Genomic DNA, 19,393 nt, shown 5'->3' on the forward strand with positions numbered 1-19,393 from the left:
CCACGCCGCGCCTGCCGGAGGCGGCCGGCGCCGTGCGGCCCGCTCCGCCTGCGGTCACGCCGGAGCGGGCGGACGAACCGCCGGTGCGCGTGTACCTGTCGCGCACCGGCGGCGTCGAAACCGTGCCGCTCGAGCAATATGTGACCGGCGTGCTGGCCGCCGAGATGCCGGCAGGCTTCGAGCTCGAGGCGCTCAAAGCGCAGGCGATCGCGGCGCGCACCTTCATCGTGCGCCGCTTGGCCACCGGGGATACCAGCGGCACGCCGAACCGACGGGCTGATGTTAACGATACTGTTAGTCATCAAGCCTATATATCTCAGGCCCAGCTTAGCAAGTGGCCAGACAATGGCAAAGCCGAGGGGCTGGCTAAACTCCAGCAGGCAGTGAAGCAGACGAAAGGGCTTGTCCTCGTCTACCAGGGAAAGCCGATTACGGCCTCTTTTTTCTCATCAAGCGGTGGCTATACCGAAAATTCCGAAGAATACTGGTCTGTAAAAATACCTTACTTGCGCAGCGTTCCGAGCCCTTGGGAAGCAACGATCAATCCTTCGAACCGGCAGACGTTTGACATTCCGGTGGATCGAGTGCTGCGTAAGCTGGGGCAGCAGGCTTCGGAAACTAGCGAGTCTGCATTTGCTAGTGGCTCCTCATCTCGTAAACAAGCAGGAACAGCCCAAACTCGAAAGGTGAACAAACCGATTCAAGTATTGTCGCTGACAACGGGACGCAAAGTAAAAGAGATTCGCATCGGAGGACAGATTTATACCGGCCGTGAGGTGAGAGAGAAGCTCGGCCTTCGCTCAACCCAGTTTACGATGGCGCTCGACGGCGAGGATGTAAAGATTACTACCTACGGATACGGACATGGCATTGGGATGAGCCAATGGGGGGCCAACGGGATGGCTAAGGAAGGCTTCACAGCAACCCAGATTCTCAAACACTACTATACGGGAGTAAGCTTTCAGCAAGCCTCTCATTTCATAAAGTAGTGAAAACCTTGGTGATTACTTGAGGCGTTTTTCTAGCAATTCGCACGAACCGTGGGGAGTGGACGTTAGAGATTATTATGGAGCGGGCCTGGAGTAAGCCATCTTGGGCACTGCGGTTGCAGAAGGCCATGAACCAGAATTTTTATCATGCACGGCATGTGCTCTAAACTTGCACTCTTAGTTATTTTTAAAAAAATAGTATAAATCAAGTATAAAAGAGTTCGCCCCGGTAACAATGTTACTGAGGTGATGACCAATGAATGAACAAAATCAAAAGAACAAGCCCCACGAAGAATCTCCTAAAATAGGACTGGGAGAGCCGATTGCACCGGCATCGTCGTGGAAGAAACTATTGTCAAAGAGATGGGTTTTCCCAGCAGCATACGTGGCGGCAGCGGCAATTATACTAACCTTAGTGTGGGTCTATCAGGATTCCAGCAAAAAACCGCTGGATTCGACCCCCGCCAGTGTGACCGAATCCGTAAACCTATCCGGTGAAGAGAGTGTGACTGGTCAGGAAGGAGCCAAGGGGGACGCTAAAGAAGTAATCGCTACTTCCGAAGACCTTGTTTGGCCGGTAGCTAACGTCGCTGAAGTTTCCATCGTTAGACCTTTCTATGATACGAAGGGGACAACAGAGCAGCATGAGGCCGCGTTAGTGCAGCACAACGATACTTTCACGGGGAACACAGGCATTGACCTGGCCCGGGAAGACCGCAAGCCATTTGAGGTTAAAGCGGCAATGAGTGGAAAAGTAACTCGCGTAGAGGAAGTTCCGCTCCTAGGTTATGTTGTAGAAATTACGCATGCCAACAATTTGAAGACTGTGTACGAAAGCTTGGGCGAAGTAAAAGTTAAGAAAGACGCTGAAGTGAAGCAGGGAGACCTGATCGGCAGCGCCGGACGCAACGAACTGGAGAAAGACCTCGATAACCATGTCCATTTCGCGGTGTATGAAAACGACCAGTTGGTGAATCCGGAAACGGTGCTTCCGAAAAACTAAGCAACATAACTAACTTAATAAAGCTGAATAGAAGTATAAAGTACGCTACCTTCTCTGTTTGTTCCGGGATTGTAGAGTGAAAAACGGAGGGCCCGCTGGCCTTCCGCTTTTTTGTAGGTTCAGGAGTGGAGCCTTCGCCTCGCATGTTGACAACCAGCGTCAGTAGCTACGGTTTTGAAGTTTAGTTGTATTTTGTGCAGTTATTTTACCGGTTTCCCGGAGGTTGGTGAATGTAGATGTAAAAAATACATCTAAATGAGCTCAGTCAGCGAATAAACGGGAGATTGGCGCCTTTTAGATGCACTTTCTGCAACTAAACCGATGGAAACGGAAATTTCTTGTCAAATAGATGTACTAAATACATTTAGCCCTCATGCCGACTCTCTTTTCCAACGTGAAAACGCGAACTACTATGACGAGCTGTTGGAAAGGGAAGTGCTTAGAACACGCAGCGTCAGTAGCTACGGAGTTGAAGCTTAGTTGTATTTTGTGCAGTTATTTTACCGATTTCCCGGAGGTTGGTGAATGTAGATGTAAAAAATACATCTAAATGAGCTCAGTCAGCGGATAAACGGGAGATCGGCGCTTTTTAGATGCACTTTCTGCAGCTAAACCGATGAAAATGGATATTTCTCATCAAATAGATGTACTAAATACATTTAGCCATTCGAAAGGGTACTTAATAAAAGCGCTAAAAAGATAACTAACATATGCACTATCATATGTATTTAGAAAGGCGTTCACAATGTTAATCACTAATGCACTTAGAAAGGCATTCACAAGGTTACTCGCGTATGTACTCACTAATGCACTCACAAGGGCACTCAATAAAGTTACTCAATAAGGCTCTTACAAAGTTACTCACTAAGACACATACAAAATTCCTCGCAAAGTAACCCTAAAATGTGCAATCAATCGAATTTTTCATAAATACCCATTGAGGCACTCCAAAGTCACTCCAACTCCAAAGTTACTTCCAAAGGTATCCAACAAAGTAGTCCCCCAACAAAGTCCCCCCAAACTAAGTCACCCACTCTCTCCCCAAAGCGGAAATGGACATCGCGCATACATGCATCGAGCCTACATCTGCCCTCACCAACCACCGGCGTCACATGAATGAGACCGCTATTTCATTGCCTTCAATCCACTTCAAGCACACCTGAATTTTGCACATTCCGCTGGCCCCGTTTAAAAATTATTGGCTTGGCCCAAGCTTGTCAGGCTTGGAAACAAAGAATATATGGGCACGCCCCTCATATAATGTACCAAACTATCTCGAGTAGGGAGGCGGGAGCGTGCACGATTACATCAAGGAACGCACGATTAAAATAGGTCGCTGCATCGTGGAAACGAGGCACACAGTTCGAACGATCGCCAAGGAATTTGGGGTATCGAAAAGTACCGTGCATAAAGATTTAACGGAACGTCTGCCGGAAATTAATCCGGATTTAGCGGATCAGGTGAAGCACATTCTCGAATATCACAAATCGATTAGGCACCTACGCGGAGGAGAAGCGACGAAAATCAAGTATAAGAAGAAAGGACAGTCCAAACGCGAGGTGATTAGCTCCGTCAAATAGTGGGTAAATATTAAGTTTGTTCCTCAGGATTGTCATTGAATACATCCCCTAAAGTATGGTATTTTAAAATATGGTATAAGCTTGTGGATTTTCATCCATTTATCCCGAATTTTTACGAATGGCATCGGCTATTGTCGAAATATACTTCTAGCTACGGGAACTTTTACCGTATAAATGGAAAAGGCAGCATCGTCCTTTCCGTGATTCACAAAAATACGCTTTGGGGGAGCATCTTGATGATGAGCAAGGATATCGGTATTGATTTAGGCACAGCTAACGTGCTGATCCATGTCAAAGGAAAGGGAGTTGTTCTTGACGAGCCATCTGTTGTGGCTATTGACAGCAACGTAAAACGCGTACTGGCCGTCGGTGAAGAGGCGAGGCGGATGGTTGGCCGAACGCCGGGGAACATCATCGCGATTCGTCCGTTAAAGGATGGGGTCATTGCCGATTTTGAAATTACGGAAACGATGCTGAAGTATTTTATCGATCGGGTTGGAGGAAGAAGCTGGTACAGCCGACCACGTATTTTGATATGCGCACCAACGAACATTACTTCCGTAGAACAGAAATCGATTCGCGAGGCTGCTGAGCATAGCGGCGCTAAGGAAGTATTCCTGGAAGAAGAACCGAAGGCAGCGGCCATCGGTGCAGGTATGGACATTTATGAACCGAGCGGCAATATGGTTGTCGATATCGGCGGTGGGACGACGGATGTGGCGGTGCTCTCCATGGGGGACATCGTCACGGCCTCGTCCATTAAAATCGCAGGGGACAAGTTCGATGCCGCCATTATGAAATATATTAAAACGAAGTACAAGCTGCTGATTGGGGAACGGACCGCAGAAGATATCAAGATTGCCATCGGAACTGTGTATCCGACCGGACAGATTGCGGAAATGGATATTCGCGGCCGGGACATGGTTTCCGGGCTTCCGCTTACCATTACCGTCACTTCGGCTGAAGTGCAGGAGGCGCTTGCCGATCCGGTATCCAATATAGTTACAGCGGCTAAGACGGTGTTGGAGCGCACTCCACCGGAGCTGTCGGCCGATATTATCGACCGCGGCGTAATACTAACCGGCGGAGGCGCTCTGCTGAAAGGATTGGACGAGCTTTTGGCCGAGGAGCTTCGCGTACCTGTACTGATTGCGGAGGACCCGATGCATTGTGTCGTAAAAGGTACCGGCATTATGCTCGATAATTTGGACAAAGTCTCTAAGAAAAAATTCTAATCCGCCGATATATAAGAATGGAATGTAAATTGCCGTATGGCAGTTGAAATATAAATCTAATTCATCTCACAGTAGACCGTTTGGGGGGAAGGTTATGTTAAGAGGACTTTATACAGCGGCATCGGGTATGATCGCGGAGCAGCGGCGGCATGATACGGTAACCCAAAATATATCCAATATCAGTACACCAGGTTACAAGCAGGTAGATACGGTGGCGCACTCTTTTCCGGAGATGCTCATCTCTCTGATGGGAGACAAGGCTTCTGGGGGCACAACCCACATCGGGAAACTGATAACCGGGGTGTTTGCGGAAGAAAGCATACCTTCCTTTGTCCAAGGAGATCTGAAGGAAACGGGGAAGAACACGGATTTTACGATTATTTCGAGCGTTGGTCTCAAAGACCCGAAGACCGGAGCACAAATTGCTTTTGATGCTTCCGGCAAATATGTAAGTGCCAATGGCGAAGTCATCTATCGTCCGCAAGCTTTTTTTGCGGTGCAAGATAACAATAAAAACGTTCGGTACACCCGTGATGGCAGCTTTACCGTCAACGCGGCGGGCGAGCTTAGAACTTCAACCGGTTACCGTGTGCTTGATTCAAAAGGGAATGCGATCGTTCTCGGTCCTGGCGTGTCCGTGGATCAGCTCAAGAGTGATTCTGCAGGCAAATTGTTTACGTATGACAACACCGGAAATCCGGTAGTACTCGCTACATTAGGAGTTAATGTCGTTAATCGTCCCCAAGATTTGATCCGTGAGGGCAATGGTGTATTCCGCGTCGATGATCCAAAAACGACTGGAGTACGGGTCATGAATGCGGATGAAGGCGTTGAAGTGCGTCAGGGCAGCTTGGAAGTATCCAACGTCAACCCTCTTCAATCAATGGTAGATCTTATGGCGGCCATGCGTGCTTATGAATCAAACCAGAAGGTCGTTCAATATTACGATAAAAGCTTGGATAAAGCCGTGAATGAAATCGGCCGCGTATAACGCGCAGCCTTACTTTGGGGAGGTGCCAGATGAACAACTCCATGATCAGTGCTATGGTCTCAATGGGCGGCATTCAGCAACGTCTTGATATGATCTCCGATAATATGGCCAATCTAGACACTGTGGGATATAAACGTAAAGAAGCGACCTTTGAGGATACGCTGACGGCTGTCCAGCAGCAGATTTCGGATTTGAAGCTGCCAGGGCGCGTGACTCCGCTTGGTTTTAACATGGGTTATGGCTCGAATATGACGGGTGTCACGGTAAATTTTGAGAGAGGCTCGATCAAAGAGACAGGAAATTCGACAGATCTCGCGATTGAAGGAAACGCTCTCTTTACTGTGCTGACTCCGAAAGGAGAGAAAGCTTACACTCGTGGCGGGGATTTTCACATTCAACCTGACCCGGCCGACCCGGATTCAGCCTATTTGGTCACAAGCCAAGGGTACGCCGTACTTAATACTGATGGAGACCCGGTTGCCGTACCGGCCAAGTCCAAACTGGCTATCGACGATAAAGGGAATATCCGTGCAACCTTAGGCAGCACGGTAACAGATGCCGGACGGATTGCTCTTATGACGCCGAAGCGTCCCGATGGATTGGAGCAGAGGGATGGAAACTTGTTTGTGTTAGCTCCGGGTGCTACTGAAGCTAACGTTATGGTAGATACGGCGACGCTGCCTGAAAACCAGCAAGCCCATCTTCGCCAAGGCGCTCTTGAGGCATCGAACGTGAGTCTGACCGATGCTATGACGGATATGATGCAAGTCCAGCGTGCGTATCAGCTATCAGCGCGGGCTCTGACGTCCAGCGAAAGAATGATGGAGCTGGCCAACAACTTGCGCGGATAGGTGGGTGACTGCATGACAGAGGAGAATCAACAGGCCCCAGGGCGGCCTGCTTGGATCATTATCCTACGTATTGTACTAATTATTTTACTTCTTGTAGCCGCGCTTATAGCAGGTGCCGTGGTTGGGTATGTCGTCCTTGGCAAACAGGACGCCTCCGACATTTGGCATCTTGATACCTGGCGGCATGTGTTCGATTTGGTGTTTGCCCCATAAATCTGCATAAATGAGTCATATATGTCCATAAACTCTCGGATGACGGGAGTTTTCTTTTTGTATGCGGAAAATGTATAATGATGGGGTACTGTTCGGTGATGTAAAAAATCAAAAGGGCTTCATCCGTACGCGGCCTACGGCCGCCTGCGGATAAGCCCCTTATCTTAACCTTCGCTTCTGCAGATGCGAAGGATAGCTACAGTTTGACCGTTTATCCTTCGTTTTATTCAGATTAGGGAAAAGGTGACCGGTCACGAGACTCGCCAAAACGGAAAGGAGATTACATATGCTTGATATTAATCAAATTCAAGAGATCATCCCGCACCGTCCTCCATTTTTGCTGGTGGATAAGATTGTGGAGCTGGAGGAAGGCAAACGGGCTGTGGGTATCAAGAACGTTACGATGAATGAACCGTTTTTTGCAGGCCATTTTCCCGGCTATCCGGTTATGCCTGGGGTACTGATTACTGAAGCTCTGGCTCAAGTGGGCGCGGTAGCGATTTTGCACCTTGAGTGTAATCGGGGGAAAATCGGTTTCCTGGCTGGCTTGGATGATTTCCGTTTCCGCGGGCAAGTCGTTCCTGGGGACACGCTGCACCTTGAAGTTGAGATCACACGGCTCAAAGGCTCGATCGGCAAAGGCCGGGCGGTTGCCAAGGTAGACGACAAAGTCGTTGCTGAAGGCGAAATCATGTTTGCATTGTCGTAATCACAAGGAGGAGAATACGCCATGACTGAAATGAGTTCAGCCACTAGAGAGAAATTGAATGGATGGCTAAACGACCCATCGATTGATGAAGCAACAAAACAGGAACTGCGCAACTTGGAAAATAACCCGGCCGAACTGGAAGATCGCTTCTATCGCGACCTTGAGTTTGGAACCGGCGGACTGCGTGGTGTCATTGGCGCAGGCAGCAATCGGATGAACCGTTATACCGTTGCCCGTGCGACGCAAGGTTTTGCCCGTTATATCTTAGATGCTCATGGAGATAAAGCAGGGCGTCCATCCGTCGTGATTGCACATGATTGCCGCCATTTTTCACCGGAATTTACACTGGAAGCGGCATTGGTGTTAGCTGGAAATGGCATTGTCGCGAAGCTGTTCCCATCGCTTCGTCCAACGCCGCAGTTGTCCTTCTCGGTTCGGGATCTGCAGGCGACAGGCGGCATCGTCGTAACGGCCAGCCATAATCCGCCGGAATACAACGGATATAAGGTTTACAACGCCACAGGTGGTCAGCTCGTACCTCATGAAGCGGAGCGCGTTATCGCGAACATTCAAGAGATTACCTCCTTTGCCCAAGTAAAACGGATGACCCGCGAGGAAGCCGAAGCGAGCGGTCTGCTCATCTGGCTTGGTGAAGCCGAAGATGAGGCTTTTGCAGAGACAGTTGCAAATACAAGCGTGAACCGTGATTTAATGGCTGCTGGAGCGGCTAAGGATCTGGTGGTCGTTTATACACCGCTGCATGGAACCGGCAATTTGCCTGTTCGCCGGGTGCTGGAGAAGATCGGTTTCACTCAAGTGCATATCGTGAAAGAGCAGGAATTGCCTGATGCGAATTTCACTACGGTGAAGTCGCCAAACCCTGAAGAACGTGAAGCATTTACGATGGCGATTGAGCTTGGCAAAAAGATCGGGGCAGATATTCTGATTGGTACCGACCCGGATGCTGACCGGATGGGGGCTGTTGTCAGAAACGCTCAAGGCGAATATGAAATACTTACCGGTAACCAATCCGGCTCCATTCTTGTACACTATGTACTGAGCCAATTGAAGGAGGCAGGTAAGCTTCCGTCCAATGGCGCGGTCGTGAAGACGATCGTAACCAGTGAGCTTGGTGCTACAATTGCTCGTCATTATGGAGCGGCTGTGTTTAACACGTTGACCGGTTTTAAATATATTGGCGAGAAAATGAACGAATTTGAACAATCCGGGGAGCACACGTATCTGTTTGGCTACGAAGAAAGCTACGGATATTTGGCCGGTAATTACGCACGCGATAAAGACGCTATCGTTGCCTCCACGCTGATTTGTGAAGCGGCAGCCTACTATAAGCGCCAAGGGAAAACATTGATCGATGTGCTTCAAGATCTTTACGCTCAATTTGGTTACTATCGTGAAGCCCTCGCATCGCGTACTTTGAAGGGCAAAGACGGTCTTGCACAAATCCGTGCGCTCATGGAAGATTTCCGGAGCAATCCGCCGCAACAGGTCGGAGGGATCGGCATCACGAAGCTGCTGGACTACTCGCTTGGTTTGGACGGCCTTCCTAAGGAAAATGTGTTGAAATTCTTGCTGGAGGACGGCTCCTGGTTCTGTCTCCGGCCTTCCGGTACGGAACCGAAGATTAAATTCTATTTTGCCGTGCGTGGTACGTCGGATGAGGACGCCAAATCGCGGCTTGCTCGGATGCAGGAGGAAGTGCTGGCTCGTGTCGATGCCTAATTCCTTTCTTGCTTGAGTTGTTTTAACCTGATTTAACAGAAAAAATGACAATTTGAGAGGATTTACTGCCTAGGTACATGTATGATAAAAATGGACAGTTGATTATCGGACGATCCATTTGGATGCATATTTGTGCCTTTGCAGTTTGTTCTCTTATAAACATGGATCCGATAAATCAACGGCATTTATGGATTTCTTGAGGAGGTACCTTTGTGATTCGAAGTTGGCAGCGGTTGAATAACGCTTCCCGCAAATGGTTGTGGGTTTTAGTAATTATTGGAATTGTGACATCCTTGCCCGTCATCTATCAACGGGTGGAAACGGAGTCGTCCTCAAACAAGGTTGAGTTTGTTTTCAATTATCGCGGTCTGTTGGAAGTGGCTTCTTATCAAGCAAATCCGTCGGCATATATGGATGAACAGCTCGATCGGCTGAAGAAAGCCGGCGTCAGCACAATGGCGATGTTTGAAAGCACACTTGACGAATTGTCGAAAGCGAGGCGGATTATGGTGTTCAGCGCGCTGGACGCAGCTAAACTGAACCAATCCGTCATTTCCCCGGATGGGAATTATACGTATATCGCTTTTACAAGCAATGACAACGAGCAGCAGCTTCGGCCGATGATCGAGGATGCATTCCGCAAATTGGATGTTCCGGTTACCGACTGGAAATACCAAGATCATAGCGGTCTGGTCATCGGAATGGGCATGGAAGAAGCCATGCTAAAACCGATGCAGCTTGATCCAATTGCGTTTGCGATGCTCCGCGACAAAGGGTTTCATATTTTGCCTCGTTTGTCGGACAATGTTCCTTACAATCAGGAAGAAATGGACAAGGAGCTTGCCTTTTTTGCCGAAAACGGGATAAACCGGATTTTGTTTGACGGCGAATCGGTCAAAGGGTATCAAGATAATGAACATTTGAACAGTCTGCAAGGCTTTGCAGATTTGCTGAACAAGCACAAAATCGGTATCGCCGTGATTGAAGGCTTGAAGGAGCCGCAAAAGGGCTTCAATAAACTCGCTTATTCAATCGATTATAATGTAGTTCGCCTGCACTCCATTTCGGATACGGATGCAAGCGATGATAAAGCTACTCTGGCGGACCGGTTTGTTCTGGCCACCAAGGACCGGAATATTCGGATGATTTACATGAATGCTTCACCTTCCAAAGATCCGGCAAAAGCTGCAGTAACAAATCCGATCGACAATTTGATCGATTCGCTGCAAGCACCGGGAGCAAAGGCTGTTGAACGCATTCAAAATAATGGTTTTGAGCTCGGACAAGCCGAAGCCTTCACCATTCATCATTCAGATTGGCAGACATATCTGAAGGCTGTCGTCGTGTTAGGCGGTGTGGCATTCATCGCATTGCTCGTATCGTGCTTCCTGCCGTCCTTGACCTTAGCTACCTTGATTATCGGACTGATAGGCTCTGCCGGGTTGTACGTCCTGAAGCCGGTGCTGTATGAACAGGCTTTGGCCTTGGGTGTTGCGATTAGTGCGCCAACGATTGCTGTTGTGTTAGCCATTCGTAAGGTAAAAGAACTTCAGGGCAAGCATCTGAAGCTGTCTACAGGACGCAGACTAACTCACACGATCGTGCTTTATGTCAAAACCGCAGTATTGTCTTTAGCTGCAGTACCGTTTGTAATTGCTTTGCTTAACAATATTACGTACAGCCTCGTGCTGACTCAGTTCCGCGGCGTTGCATTGCTGCATTTTGTACCAATTTTGCTCATCGCGATTTATGTATTCTTGTACCTTGGAGATTCAGTATTCCAGGAGCTGCGGAATTGGATGAAGATGCCGATCACCCTGATCTGGGTTGTGGCCTTTGCTGTACTCGGAGTAGCAGCACTTTATTATCTTTCCCGTACAGGCAATTCGGGTACACTATTACCGGGTGAGGCTGCATTCCGTTCGTTCCTGGAGAACACCTTTGGCGTGCGTCCGCGGAACAAGGAATTTTTGCTTGCTCATCCGTTGTTTATCGTAGGCATATTCGCCGCATTCCGTTATCGCTGGGCGCTTTATGCCATGGTTATTGCCGTCATGGGACAGTTGTCCATGGTAGATACGTTTGCTCATATTCATACGCCGGCTGTTCTTTCACTAATTCGCGGAGTGCTGGGGCTTGGCCTTGGCCTGGTTGTTGGATTGATTGCCGTTCTGATCTGGCAAATCATTGAAAGGTGCTGGGATAAATGGTCGCCGCGACTACTAAAACTATAGTATTATCAGGCTATTACGGGTTTCGCAACAGCGGGGATGAGGCAGTTCTGAAGTCGATTCTGATCGCACTTGAGGAGGAGGGCCTCACCTCCGGTATGGACATCAAGCCTGTAGTACTGTCGATTGACCCGGAATGGACGAGCCGGACCTATGGGGTTCAGGCCGTTCATCGGATGAAACTGTCCGAGGTAAGGAACGCTATAAAAAATAGCGATGGTTTGATCAGCGGAGGCGGAAGCCTGCTGCAGGACGCCACCGGGATGAAGTCCATTCCTTATTATCTGGGTGTCATTAAGCTGGCCCAATGGCTCGGTAAACCGACGTTCATTTATGCGCAGGGGATTGGACCGGTCAACCGGAAGCTGTTCCGGCCGATGATCTCCTCCGTGTTCCGCCGCTGCGATTATATTTCCGTGAGGGATGCTGAATCGGCCGGATTGCTGCGCAGTATGGGGCTGCGCGAGAACGATGTACAGGTTGTGCCGGACCCGGTAATGGGCTTGACGCTGCCGGAGAAAACGGAAGCTTCGGTAAGCAAGGAGTCGACACATGAATCCGATCTACCGGTGGTTGGCGTATCCGTCCGTTTTTGGAATCCGGAACGTACTGAACTGAGCAAATTGGCTGAAGGATTGTCACTTTTAAGCCGTAGAAAGCGCGTAAATATTCGATTTTTGCCGTTTCATTTCCCGGGTGATGATGAAGCTTCCCGGTTTGTGATGGATAAGCTCGAAAACATAGCTGAACACGGCAGCACGGTTAGTGTTGCTCCTGAAATTGAAAATCCGCAGGACATGCTGCGGGAAGTAAGCAAGTGCAGCCTGCTTGTGGGCATGCGTCTACACAGCTTGATCTATGCCGCCGCGCAGAGCGTTCCTCTGCTTGGCGTTTCGTACGATCCGAAGATTGACCAGTTTCTTGGCCGGATCGGCAGCGTTCCGGTCGGTACAGCTCAGGAGCTGGACCCGCGGATTCTCGCTGCAGAAGGTGAACGCCTCCTGAACGAAGGCGGGATGTGGCGGAAAGCGCATGCTTCGCAAATTGCCGAGCTCAAGCGTGAAGCACGAATTCCGGCGCAGCGCATCATTGAATTTTTACGGTAAAGGGTGGAATAAGGTGATTATGAAGTCAAATGAAGCTGTTCCTACGGTTTCGGTGTTCGGTATTCCCGTTTGTAAATGGGGGATGCAGGAGACGGTCGCCTATTTGACCCAGGTGATAAATTCGGGAGTGCCGCACCATATCATTACAGCCAATCCGATCATGATGATGGCAGCCATCGAGAATCCGGACTATAAGGCGATGATGAAGACCGCTGAACTGATTATCCCGGATGGCACCGGAGTCGTATGGGCCTCGCAAAAAGGCGGCGAACCGGTAGCGGAGCGTGTGCCGGGATATGATTTACTGCATGAATTAATGAAGCAGGGCGAAAAACTTGGCTGGAGAGTGTATTTGCTTGGCTCCACGCCTGAAGTCATTCAGGAAACGGCTCGCCGCTTGGCTGCGCAATATCCTGGAGTAACTATCGCCGGTTACCATGATGGCTACTTTGGACCTGATGAGGATGAGGAGATCATCCAGGAGATCATACAGGCAGCGCCGCATTTGTTATTTGTCGCTCGCGGGGCGGATACGCAGGAACCGTGGATCGCTAAGTACAAGGCTACCTTAGGCGTTCCGGTTATGATGGGCGTCGGCGGCAGTTTTGACGTCATTTCCGGCCGTACGAAGCGGGCGCCGAAGGCTTTCCAAAAACTTCGACTGGAATGGCTGTACCGCTTGTTAAAGGAACCAACTCGATTTGGCAGAATGATGGCATTGCCCAAATTTGCTATTCGCGTGCTACGGGAGAAAGAAAACCTAACGAAAATGGGCTAAAAAGTTAGATTTTCATGAAAAAATGCGTTATTTTGCTCAAAAACGGGGTTGGTGTTTCTCTTCAAACGGAGTATAATTCATTCCGGCAGAATAATTGGAGGTCGAAATTTAACTATGTGGATGATGTATGTCATCGGCTTCATTGCATCGCTCGGTCTGGCTTTAGGGTTAACGCCACTTGTGAAGAAATTTGCTTTTAAAGTTGGCGCCGTGGATGTACCCAACGCACGGAAAGTGCATACGAAAATTATGCCAAGACTCGGCGGTTTAGGAATTTTCTTATCTTTTGTCATTACACTGCTTCTGCTTCTCCCGTTTCTTCCAGAGACGGTTTCGGCTCGCGAGATGAATTTCATTTGGGCCTTCCTGGTAGGTGGTACGATTACTGTTCTGCTGGGGGCTTTGGATGATCGCTTTGATTTGCCGGCTAAGCTGAAGTTTGTTATACAAATAGCGACGGCCTGCGTCGTCGTGTTCGGATTTGATATCCGGATTGAATTTGTTAATATTCCGTTTCATACGTACTCTGCACTCGAAACCTGGGTGGGCATTCCGTTTACCATCCTCTGGATCGTCGGCGTGACGAACGCCATCAATCTGATCGACGGTTTGGATGGATTGGCAGCGGGTGTATCCGGTATTGCTATCGCCACGATTGCGGTGATGGCCTTGGTAATGGGCAATGTGATTGTTGGCTTGCTTTGCCTGCTTCTGCTCGGTAGCATCCTTGGTTTTCTGTATTTTAATTTTCATCCTGCCAAAATATTTATGGGAGACTCCGGCGCACTGTTCCTCGGATTCTGCTTGGCGCTGCTTTCCTTGCTTGGGTTTAAACAGGTTGCCATTGTCTCGTTCTTGACACCGCTCATTTTGATCGGCGTTCCGCTGTCGGACACGATGTTCGCCATCATCCGCCGCTGGATGCAGAAGAAACCGATCTTCTCGCCGGACAAAGGGCACCTGCACCACTGCCTGCGCGAGCTTGGCTTCAGCCACCGCCAGACGGTGCTGATCATTTATGGTATCGCCGCTTTCTTCGGCGTGCTCGCCGTCATTCAATCATCTGCGGCAATGTATAACGCCAACTGGGTAACCTTCGTCGTCATCTGTGTCATGGTCTTCTTCCTGCAAATCGGGGCCGAAGTCATCGGCCTGATCGGCAAAACCAAACGCCCGTTGCTCAACTTCCTTTCTCGCCTTCGCATGAAGGTCGGGGCAGAGCGTGGGTCGAAGTAAAGGAATTGTAAGCTACGACTGTAGCCATTATTTATAAATATCAGTGTTGGACAACCCCTGCTGCGCTTCGTTCGTTGCAGGGGTTGTTTTTCTATATAATTTTCCTGTTTTCTAAAAAAATACCGTTCAATGACCGATAACAAAACTATATGACTTTGTAGAATTCTCCAAGGCTTGATCTTGGGGAAAGGCACTCAAATTGATTTGAAAAAGGAGAGATAGTCCATGCAACGCATCAAAAAGCCCTTTGTATGGTTCGTGCTGGCAGCATTGATTTTTACCCTATTTCCACCGGGGCTGATTCAACGGGCGCAAGCTGCTGGTCAAGCGAACTACTTCATACCGGATGATGTAGTTTTAAGAAATACTTCATTACTAACAACTACCCCAGGTACTGACCAAATCACTCGTGATTCACGGATGTATATTACAAGTATTCCTAACTTATCTTTTACGGGTACCTACTCTCATGTTACAGAGGATTCATTAAAGGTTAAGATTGAACGCTTGACACTAAATTCTAAAACCAATGAGTGGGAAACAGATAGCACCCAATTTAAAAATGGAAATATATCTAAGGATAGTACCTCTTCCACCTACGCCCAGAAGTTTAAAGTTACTAACTTATCTCTCTTTGCAGGCTTTAATAAAATTACGTTGTCAGGCTCGCAAAATGGAGTAGAACGTTCAGACGTTTTTTATGTATTGTTTGATCAGGTTCCATATGTTCAGGATTTGAAATTGTTAGGTTCAAGTTACGGCACAATTTATTTAAATGAGGGTTCAGAGGTTGTGTCGGACAAGGAGAATGTCTCAATCTCCGGTGAAGTCAAGAATGCCACAGAGGTCACTGTAAGTGTTAATGGAGGAACAGGACTTGTAACTACGCTAACTCAAACTGGCAAGTTTTTTTCGCCAGCACTTAATTTAACTCCTGGTTTGAATAAAATTGTCATCAACGTGAAGAGCGGTGCCGATTCGATTTCTATAGAGCGCTCTGTTTATTTCTTTGATAAGACTAAACCGTTTGATTCGATTAATCTGAAATATAATAGCAATAATTATAATGTATATAACAAAGTGGCAATAGTTACGGATGCAACCACGCCTGCTCCAACTTCAGCTAACGGGGTCATTGAGTTTACATTACTAATGACTGATACCGGCAGTCCATTCGCTACTACTGGTAAAGTAACACTTACGGATCTAAATAACACAACAAATGTATCAAATACATTTACTTTGGTTGGTACGGAAAGAGAAATTCCCGCACCGGACGGTATAAGTAGAGCTTACAGAATCGTGACGGTTGACGTACCAATCACCTTCGGAACAGGTGATCAGAAGTTTAACTTAACAGCTCAATATGGAAATACGTTTACTACGTTCGCTAATATTAACTTTAAATATTTACCAGGTGAGACAGGGATTACTGGATTGAAGTATTTAAAGGATACTCCAACTCTGCCGACTACACAGGCGGGTATCGATGCTTTGCCTAACCTTGATGGTACCGAACTGGAGAAAGACAATTTTTATATTCTGGTTATTGGAGATCAAAATTTCAATCCAGCTGATTTAAAAGCAGTTTACTTGCCAAAAGGTGATACTGGACCAACCATAACGCCTGCTGGCGGTTCGAATAATCAACAAGTATTCAAGGTCTCTGGTTTTTCAAGTGGGAAGCAGCAAGTCAAGTTTAGTATTGGTAATTCCAGTGCGTCGAAGACAGCAATGATTTCGTATGCAACAAAGAACTATATTTATGTAGAAGGCTTATATGATGGGCAAGTTATTTCCAAGAACTCAAGTGATTCTGCGCAACTTAGCATAGAGATTAAAGGTCAATATCGTGATTTCGAGAACTTATCCAATCCACAGTTTTTTGTAAACGGGATTGCTAATGACAAGTTGGTTTTACCGGCGGGTGCTGAGGCAATTACGTTTAACCCAACTGTAAGTTCTCCATCTTTTTCATTTAAGTTACCTATCGACATCCAGGGGCCACTCTATTATGGTGAGAACCGGATTAAATTTACTGGCGTTTCAATGGATGGAAAAGGGAACTCGAGAACAGTTATCAAAGAACTGAAGATATACATTATGGATACAAACGTCTCGAGCATTTCCGTTTTCAGACCAAAGGTTTTTGACCCAACGGTTTCTTTCTTGGGTCTAAAACTGGACGACACTAGTAGTACGAACACGATTTTAACCAATATTTTGGCTAACTCTCCGGAGTTCAAGCTTACGAATGATAAGTATGAAACGAGTGCAAAGAATTACGATCTAATCATCCAGGGTGCAGGTGCTAAAATTATTAATCTGACACGTGGCACAGATGCGATTTTCTCGTCATTGACGGATGCACCTGCGGGTGATAACTTGTCAACTATTTTGACTGACACGACGATGACCGATACAAAGATTATCTCAGGTACAACACGTAGTGGATCAGCTTATGACCTTGCAGTACTTAATGGAAAGTTTGTTTTGCGAATTAAGAACATCTCCCTTGATACGATTGGCAGCCAAGTGTACAATCTTGAGTTGATCAATTCAACAGGAGCGCGCACCTCGCAAAGAATGGAAGTAACTAGAGTTCTGGCTCCGTACCGGATTTTGTCTCCAGTTGCAACAGTAGGGGATCAAATCATTGTTAACAAAAACTTTGTACGCTTTGACATTGAAGCAGAAGGTGCTACAAAGGTTCTTATAGGTAAAGAAGAAGCAACACAACGGACGGATTTACCGAATACAGCGCCCGCCCGGTTTATTTATGACTACGTTGGTTTGAAGCCTGATAAAGCCACCAAAATCAAAATTCAAATTGTGCGTGGGAAAGAGACTCTTAATGATACAGTAGAGGTATATTATACAAGTGCAATCGCGGTAGACTCTCAGTATATGGTGGAGAAGGCAGCTAACAAGTACTCAGCTTTTAATAAGGGCTTGGAACTGTCATTCCCTAAGGGAACAGTGTTAGAAACCTCAAATGTATCTGAAGGTAAAGTGACTAAGTTTTATCCAAATAATAAAATATTATTTGGGATCGCTGATCCTAAAAACGGGATTGTAGAACGACGTAATGACTATGGAAATATCTTTAATGTGGATAAGGATGCAAGAACTCCGAATGGGCTTGCAACCCTAACCTTACCGGAAGATCTTGTAGAATTGTTTAACTCAACAGCTAAAACAAGCAACTTCCAAAGAGTATCCAATGTTTACTGGATTAACGGTGGATACGGTGAATCAGGTAGCGGAGATAACTATAAACCAGCTACAAATGGCTTGCCTCCATACTCGATCTTACCGCAGTACTCGGATTCTCAGAACTTTAGAGATCTTTTGATTAGAGAACCTGAGAGAAAACTTGTACCTTCGCAGCGTGGAACCCTAAAATTGTCATATGACAAGAATGTTGTCGATGAAGCAGGCACTGCTGTAACCGTCTTTAGATTCACAGAAAATTCAGAGTGGGAAAATATCGGCGGCGCAGTTGATACGAAAAGCAACACCATTACAGTACCATTCAGTGACTTTGGCTACTATGTTGTTATGAAACAAAGTCGAGGATTCAGCGATATTACAAACCATCCTTGGGGACGCAACATTTTGAATGCTCTATACTCCAAAGGGATCATGTCCAACATTCAACCAAACTCGTTTGGTGCTGACGATCTGACAACTCGTGGTGAGTTTGCTACGCTGCTTGTTAAAGGATTAAATATTCCTTTGAATTACGACAATAAAGTTCAAACCTACTTTGATGTAGTGCCTGGGGCTAAAACGGATACTTGGGACTTCAAGTATATTGAGACAGCCTCCAAGGTGGGTATTATCACAGGGATTTCTGAAGGCTACTTTGGCGTGGAAGAGCCGGTATCCAGAGAACAGGCAGCTATGATGGTTGCTCGTGCGCTAAAATTAAAACTTCCGACCAATGATGATAAGCTGAACGCGACGTTGGCGAAGCAGTTCCTTGATTCAGGTAGAATTGACCGGTATGCTCGTCCAGCTGTTCAGGCTGTCTACAAGGCTAAGATAATGGACGGACAACAGGTTACCTTACAGGGCCAGACGAAACCGTCGTATAATTTTAACCCGCAAAGCAGTATGACCCGTGCTGAAGCAGGGAAAATTGCAGTGGAGCTTTTAAAGAAGAGCACAAAGATCTTCCCTAAAAATCTAAGCTAAAACAATGATTAAGCGAAAAGCCTGCCAATGGGGTAACTCCTGTAGGCAGTTTTTTTTATTTTCCAATTACATCTTTTTGTAATTTGCTGGGGTTTACGATACAATAAGCAGAGTAATCGACATTTATGCAAAAGGGTGAAATTGAACAGATGAAACCGATCTTATCAAAACCGCAGCTGGGATACTCGCGAGCTAAGAGAAAATTTGAGGATATATCCAGAGTTCTTGAGAAGAAAATTGAAGAGACTGCTAAGTTGCAAGAGGTAACCCAGGAGGTTATGGAGGGTCTTGTCATCGAGACGGGATTCCATGATGCATTTAACGACTTGCGTGTTGCCGAGGACGAACTTATCGAATGGTCTCATATCACCATGAAGCATGAAAGCACTTATAAGGATAATAAAGAAGCCATCGATACAATGTATGAAAATTTGAATATTGACCCGCAAATGCGGGCTCGCATTATCCAATTAGCGATGAGAGTAAGATAGGGTCATACGATCTGATTCTCTTCGTCCGGATATACCCTAA

General features: G+C 47.2%; 15 protein-coding genes. All 15 read left to right on the top strand.

The genetic code is table 11. From position 1 onward, the window contains the following. A partial coding sequence (gene spoIID / locus ACFQ3W_RS25085) for a stage II sporulation protein D (protein WP_379321977.1) occupies window positions 1–989 on the top strand: 989 nt, incomplete at its 5' end. A gap of 256 nt (window positions 990–1,245) precedes the next feature. Next, window positions 1,246–1,992 carry a peptidoglycan DD-metalloendopeptidase family protein gene (locus ACFQ3W_RS25090; RefSeq protein WP_379321978.1) on the top strand — a complete coding sequence of 249 codons (747 nt, stop codon included), beginning with the start codon at window positions 1,246–1,248 and terminating at the stop codon, window positions 1,990–1,992. Window positions 1,993–3,287: 1,295 nt separating this feature from the next. After that, window positions 3,288–3,572, top strand: coding sequence for a sporulation transcriptional regulator SpoIIID (gene spoIIID, locus ACFQ3W_RS25095; protein ID WP_379321979.1), 285 nt, complete (start codon window positions 3,288–3,290; stop codon window positions 3,570–3,572). Between the two features lie 236 nt (window positions 3,573–3,808). After that, the gene (gene mreB, locus ACFQ3W_RS25100) at window positions 3,809–4,807 is read left to right on the top strand and encodes a rod shape-determining protein (RefSeq protein WP_379321980.1); all 999 of its coding nucleotides are present in this window, start codon (window positions 3,809–3,811) and stop codon (window positions 4,805–4,807) included. 94 nt (window positions 4,808–4,901) lie between these two features. Further along, window positions 4,902–5,798 carry a flagellar hook-basal body protein gene (locus tag ACFQ3W_RS25105; protein WP_379321981.1) on the top strand — a complete coding sequence of 299 codons (897 nt, stop codon included), beginning with the start codon at window positions 4,902–4,904 and terminating at the stop codon, window positions 5,796–5,798. A 29-nt stretch (window positions 5,799–5,827) separates the two neighbouring features. Beyond that, window positions 5,828–6,649 (top strand): flagellar hook-basal body protein, encoded by an 822-nt coding sequence (locus ACFQ3W_RS25110; RefSeq protein ID WP_379321982.1) that lies wholly within the window; start codon window positions 5,828–5,830, stop codon window positions 6,647–6,649. Between the two features lie 12 nt (window positions 6,650–6,661). Further along, window positions 6,662–6,862, top strand: coding sequence for a DNA-directed RNA polymerase subunit beta (locus ACFQ3W_RS25115; RefSeq protein ID WP_379321983.1), 201 nt, complete (start codon window positions 6,662–6,664; stop codon window positions 6,860–6,862). A 286-nt stretch (window positions 6,863–7,148) separates the two neighbouring features. Continuing rightward, a complete protein-coding gene (gene fabZ / locus ACFQ3W_RS25120; protein ID WP_379321984.1) occupies window positions 7,149–7,571 on the top strand; it encodes a 3-hydroxyacyl-ACP dehydratase FabZ in 423 nt (140 codons plus the stop codon). Between the two features lie 21 nt (window positions 7,572–7,592). Continuing rightward, entirely contained in the window at window positions 7,593–9,311 is a 1,719-nt protein-coding gene (locus ACFQ3W_RS25125; protein WP_379321985.1) for a phospho-sugar mutase, read from the top strand. A gap of 212 nt (window positions 9,312–9,523) precedes the next feature. Continuing rightward, window positions 9,524–11,545, top strand: coding sequence for a DUF5693 family protein (locus ACFQ3W_RS25130; protein WP_379321986.1), 2,022 nt, complete (start codon window positions 9,524–9,526; stop codon window positions 11,543–11,545). Next, window positions 11,518–12,648, top strand: coding sequence for a polysaccharide pyruvyl transferase CsaB (gene csaB, locus ACFQ3W_RS25135; RefSeq protein ID WP_379321987.1), 1,131 nt, complete (start codon window positions 11,518–11,520; stop codon window positions 12,646–12,648). Before ACFQ3W_RS25130 ends, csaB begins: the two co-directional genes overlap by 28 nt. A gap of 19 nt (window positions 12,649–12,667) precedes the next feature. After that, window positions 12,668–13,426, top strand: coding sequence for a WecB/TagA/CpsF family glycosyltransferase (locus tag ACFQ3W_RS25140; protein WP_379322000.1), 759 nt, complete (start codon window positions 12,668–12,670; stop codon window positions 13,424–13,426). A 114-nt stretch (window positions 13,427–13,540) separates the two neighbouring features. Further along, window positions 13,541–14,662: a glycosyltransferase family 4 protein gene (locus ACFQ3W_RS25145; RefSeq protein ID WP_379321988.1), complete on the top strand. Its 1,122-nt coding sequence runs from the start codon at window positions 13,541–13,543 to the stop codon at window positions 14,660–14,662. A gap of 225 nt (window positions 14,663–14,887) precedes the next feature. Then, a complete protein-coding gene (locus tag ACFQ3W_RS25150) occupies window positions 14,888–18,862 on the top strand; it encodes an S-layer homology domain-containing protein (RefSeq protein WP_379321989.1) in 3,975 nt (1,324 codons plus the stop codon). 149 nt (window positions 18,863–19,011) lie between these two features. Then, entirely contained in the window at window positions 19,012–19,353 is a 342-nt protein-coding gene (locus ACFQ3W_RS25155) for a hypothetical protein (protein ID WP_379321990.1), read from the top strand. Window positions 19,354–19,393: the final 40 nt, after the last annotated feature.

This window comes from Paenibacillus puldeungensis, from assembly GCF_042678945.1.
In the GTDB taxonomy this organism is placed as follows: domain Bacteria; phylum Bacillota; class Bacilli; order Paenibacillales; family Paenibacillaceae; genus Fontibacillus; species Fontibacillus puldeungensis.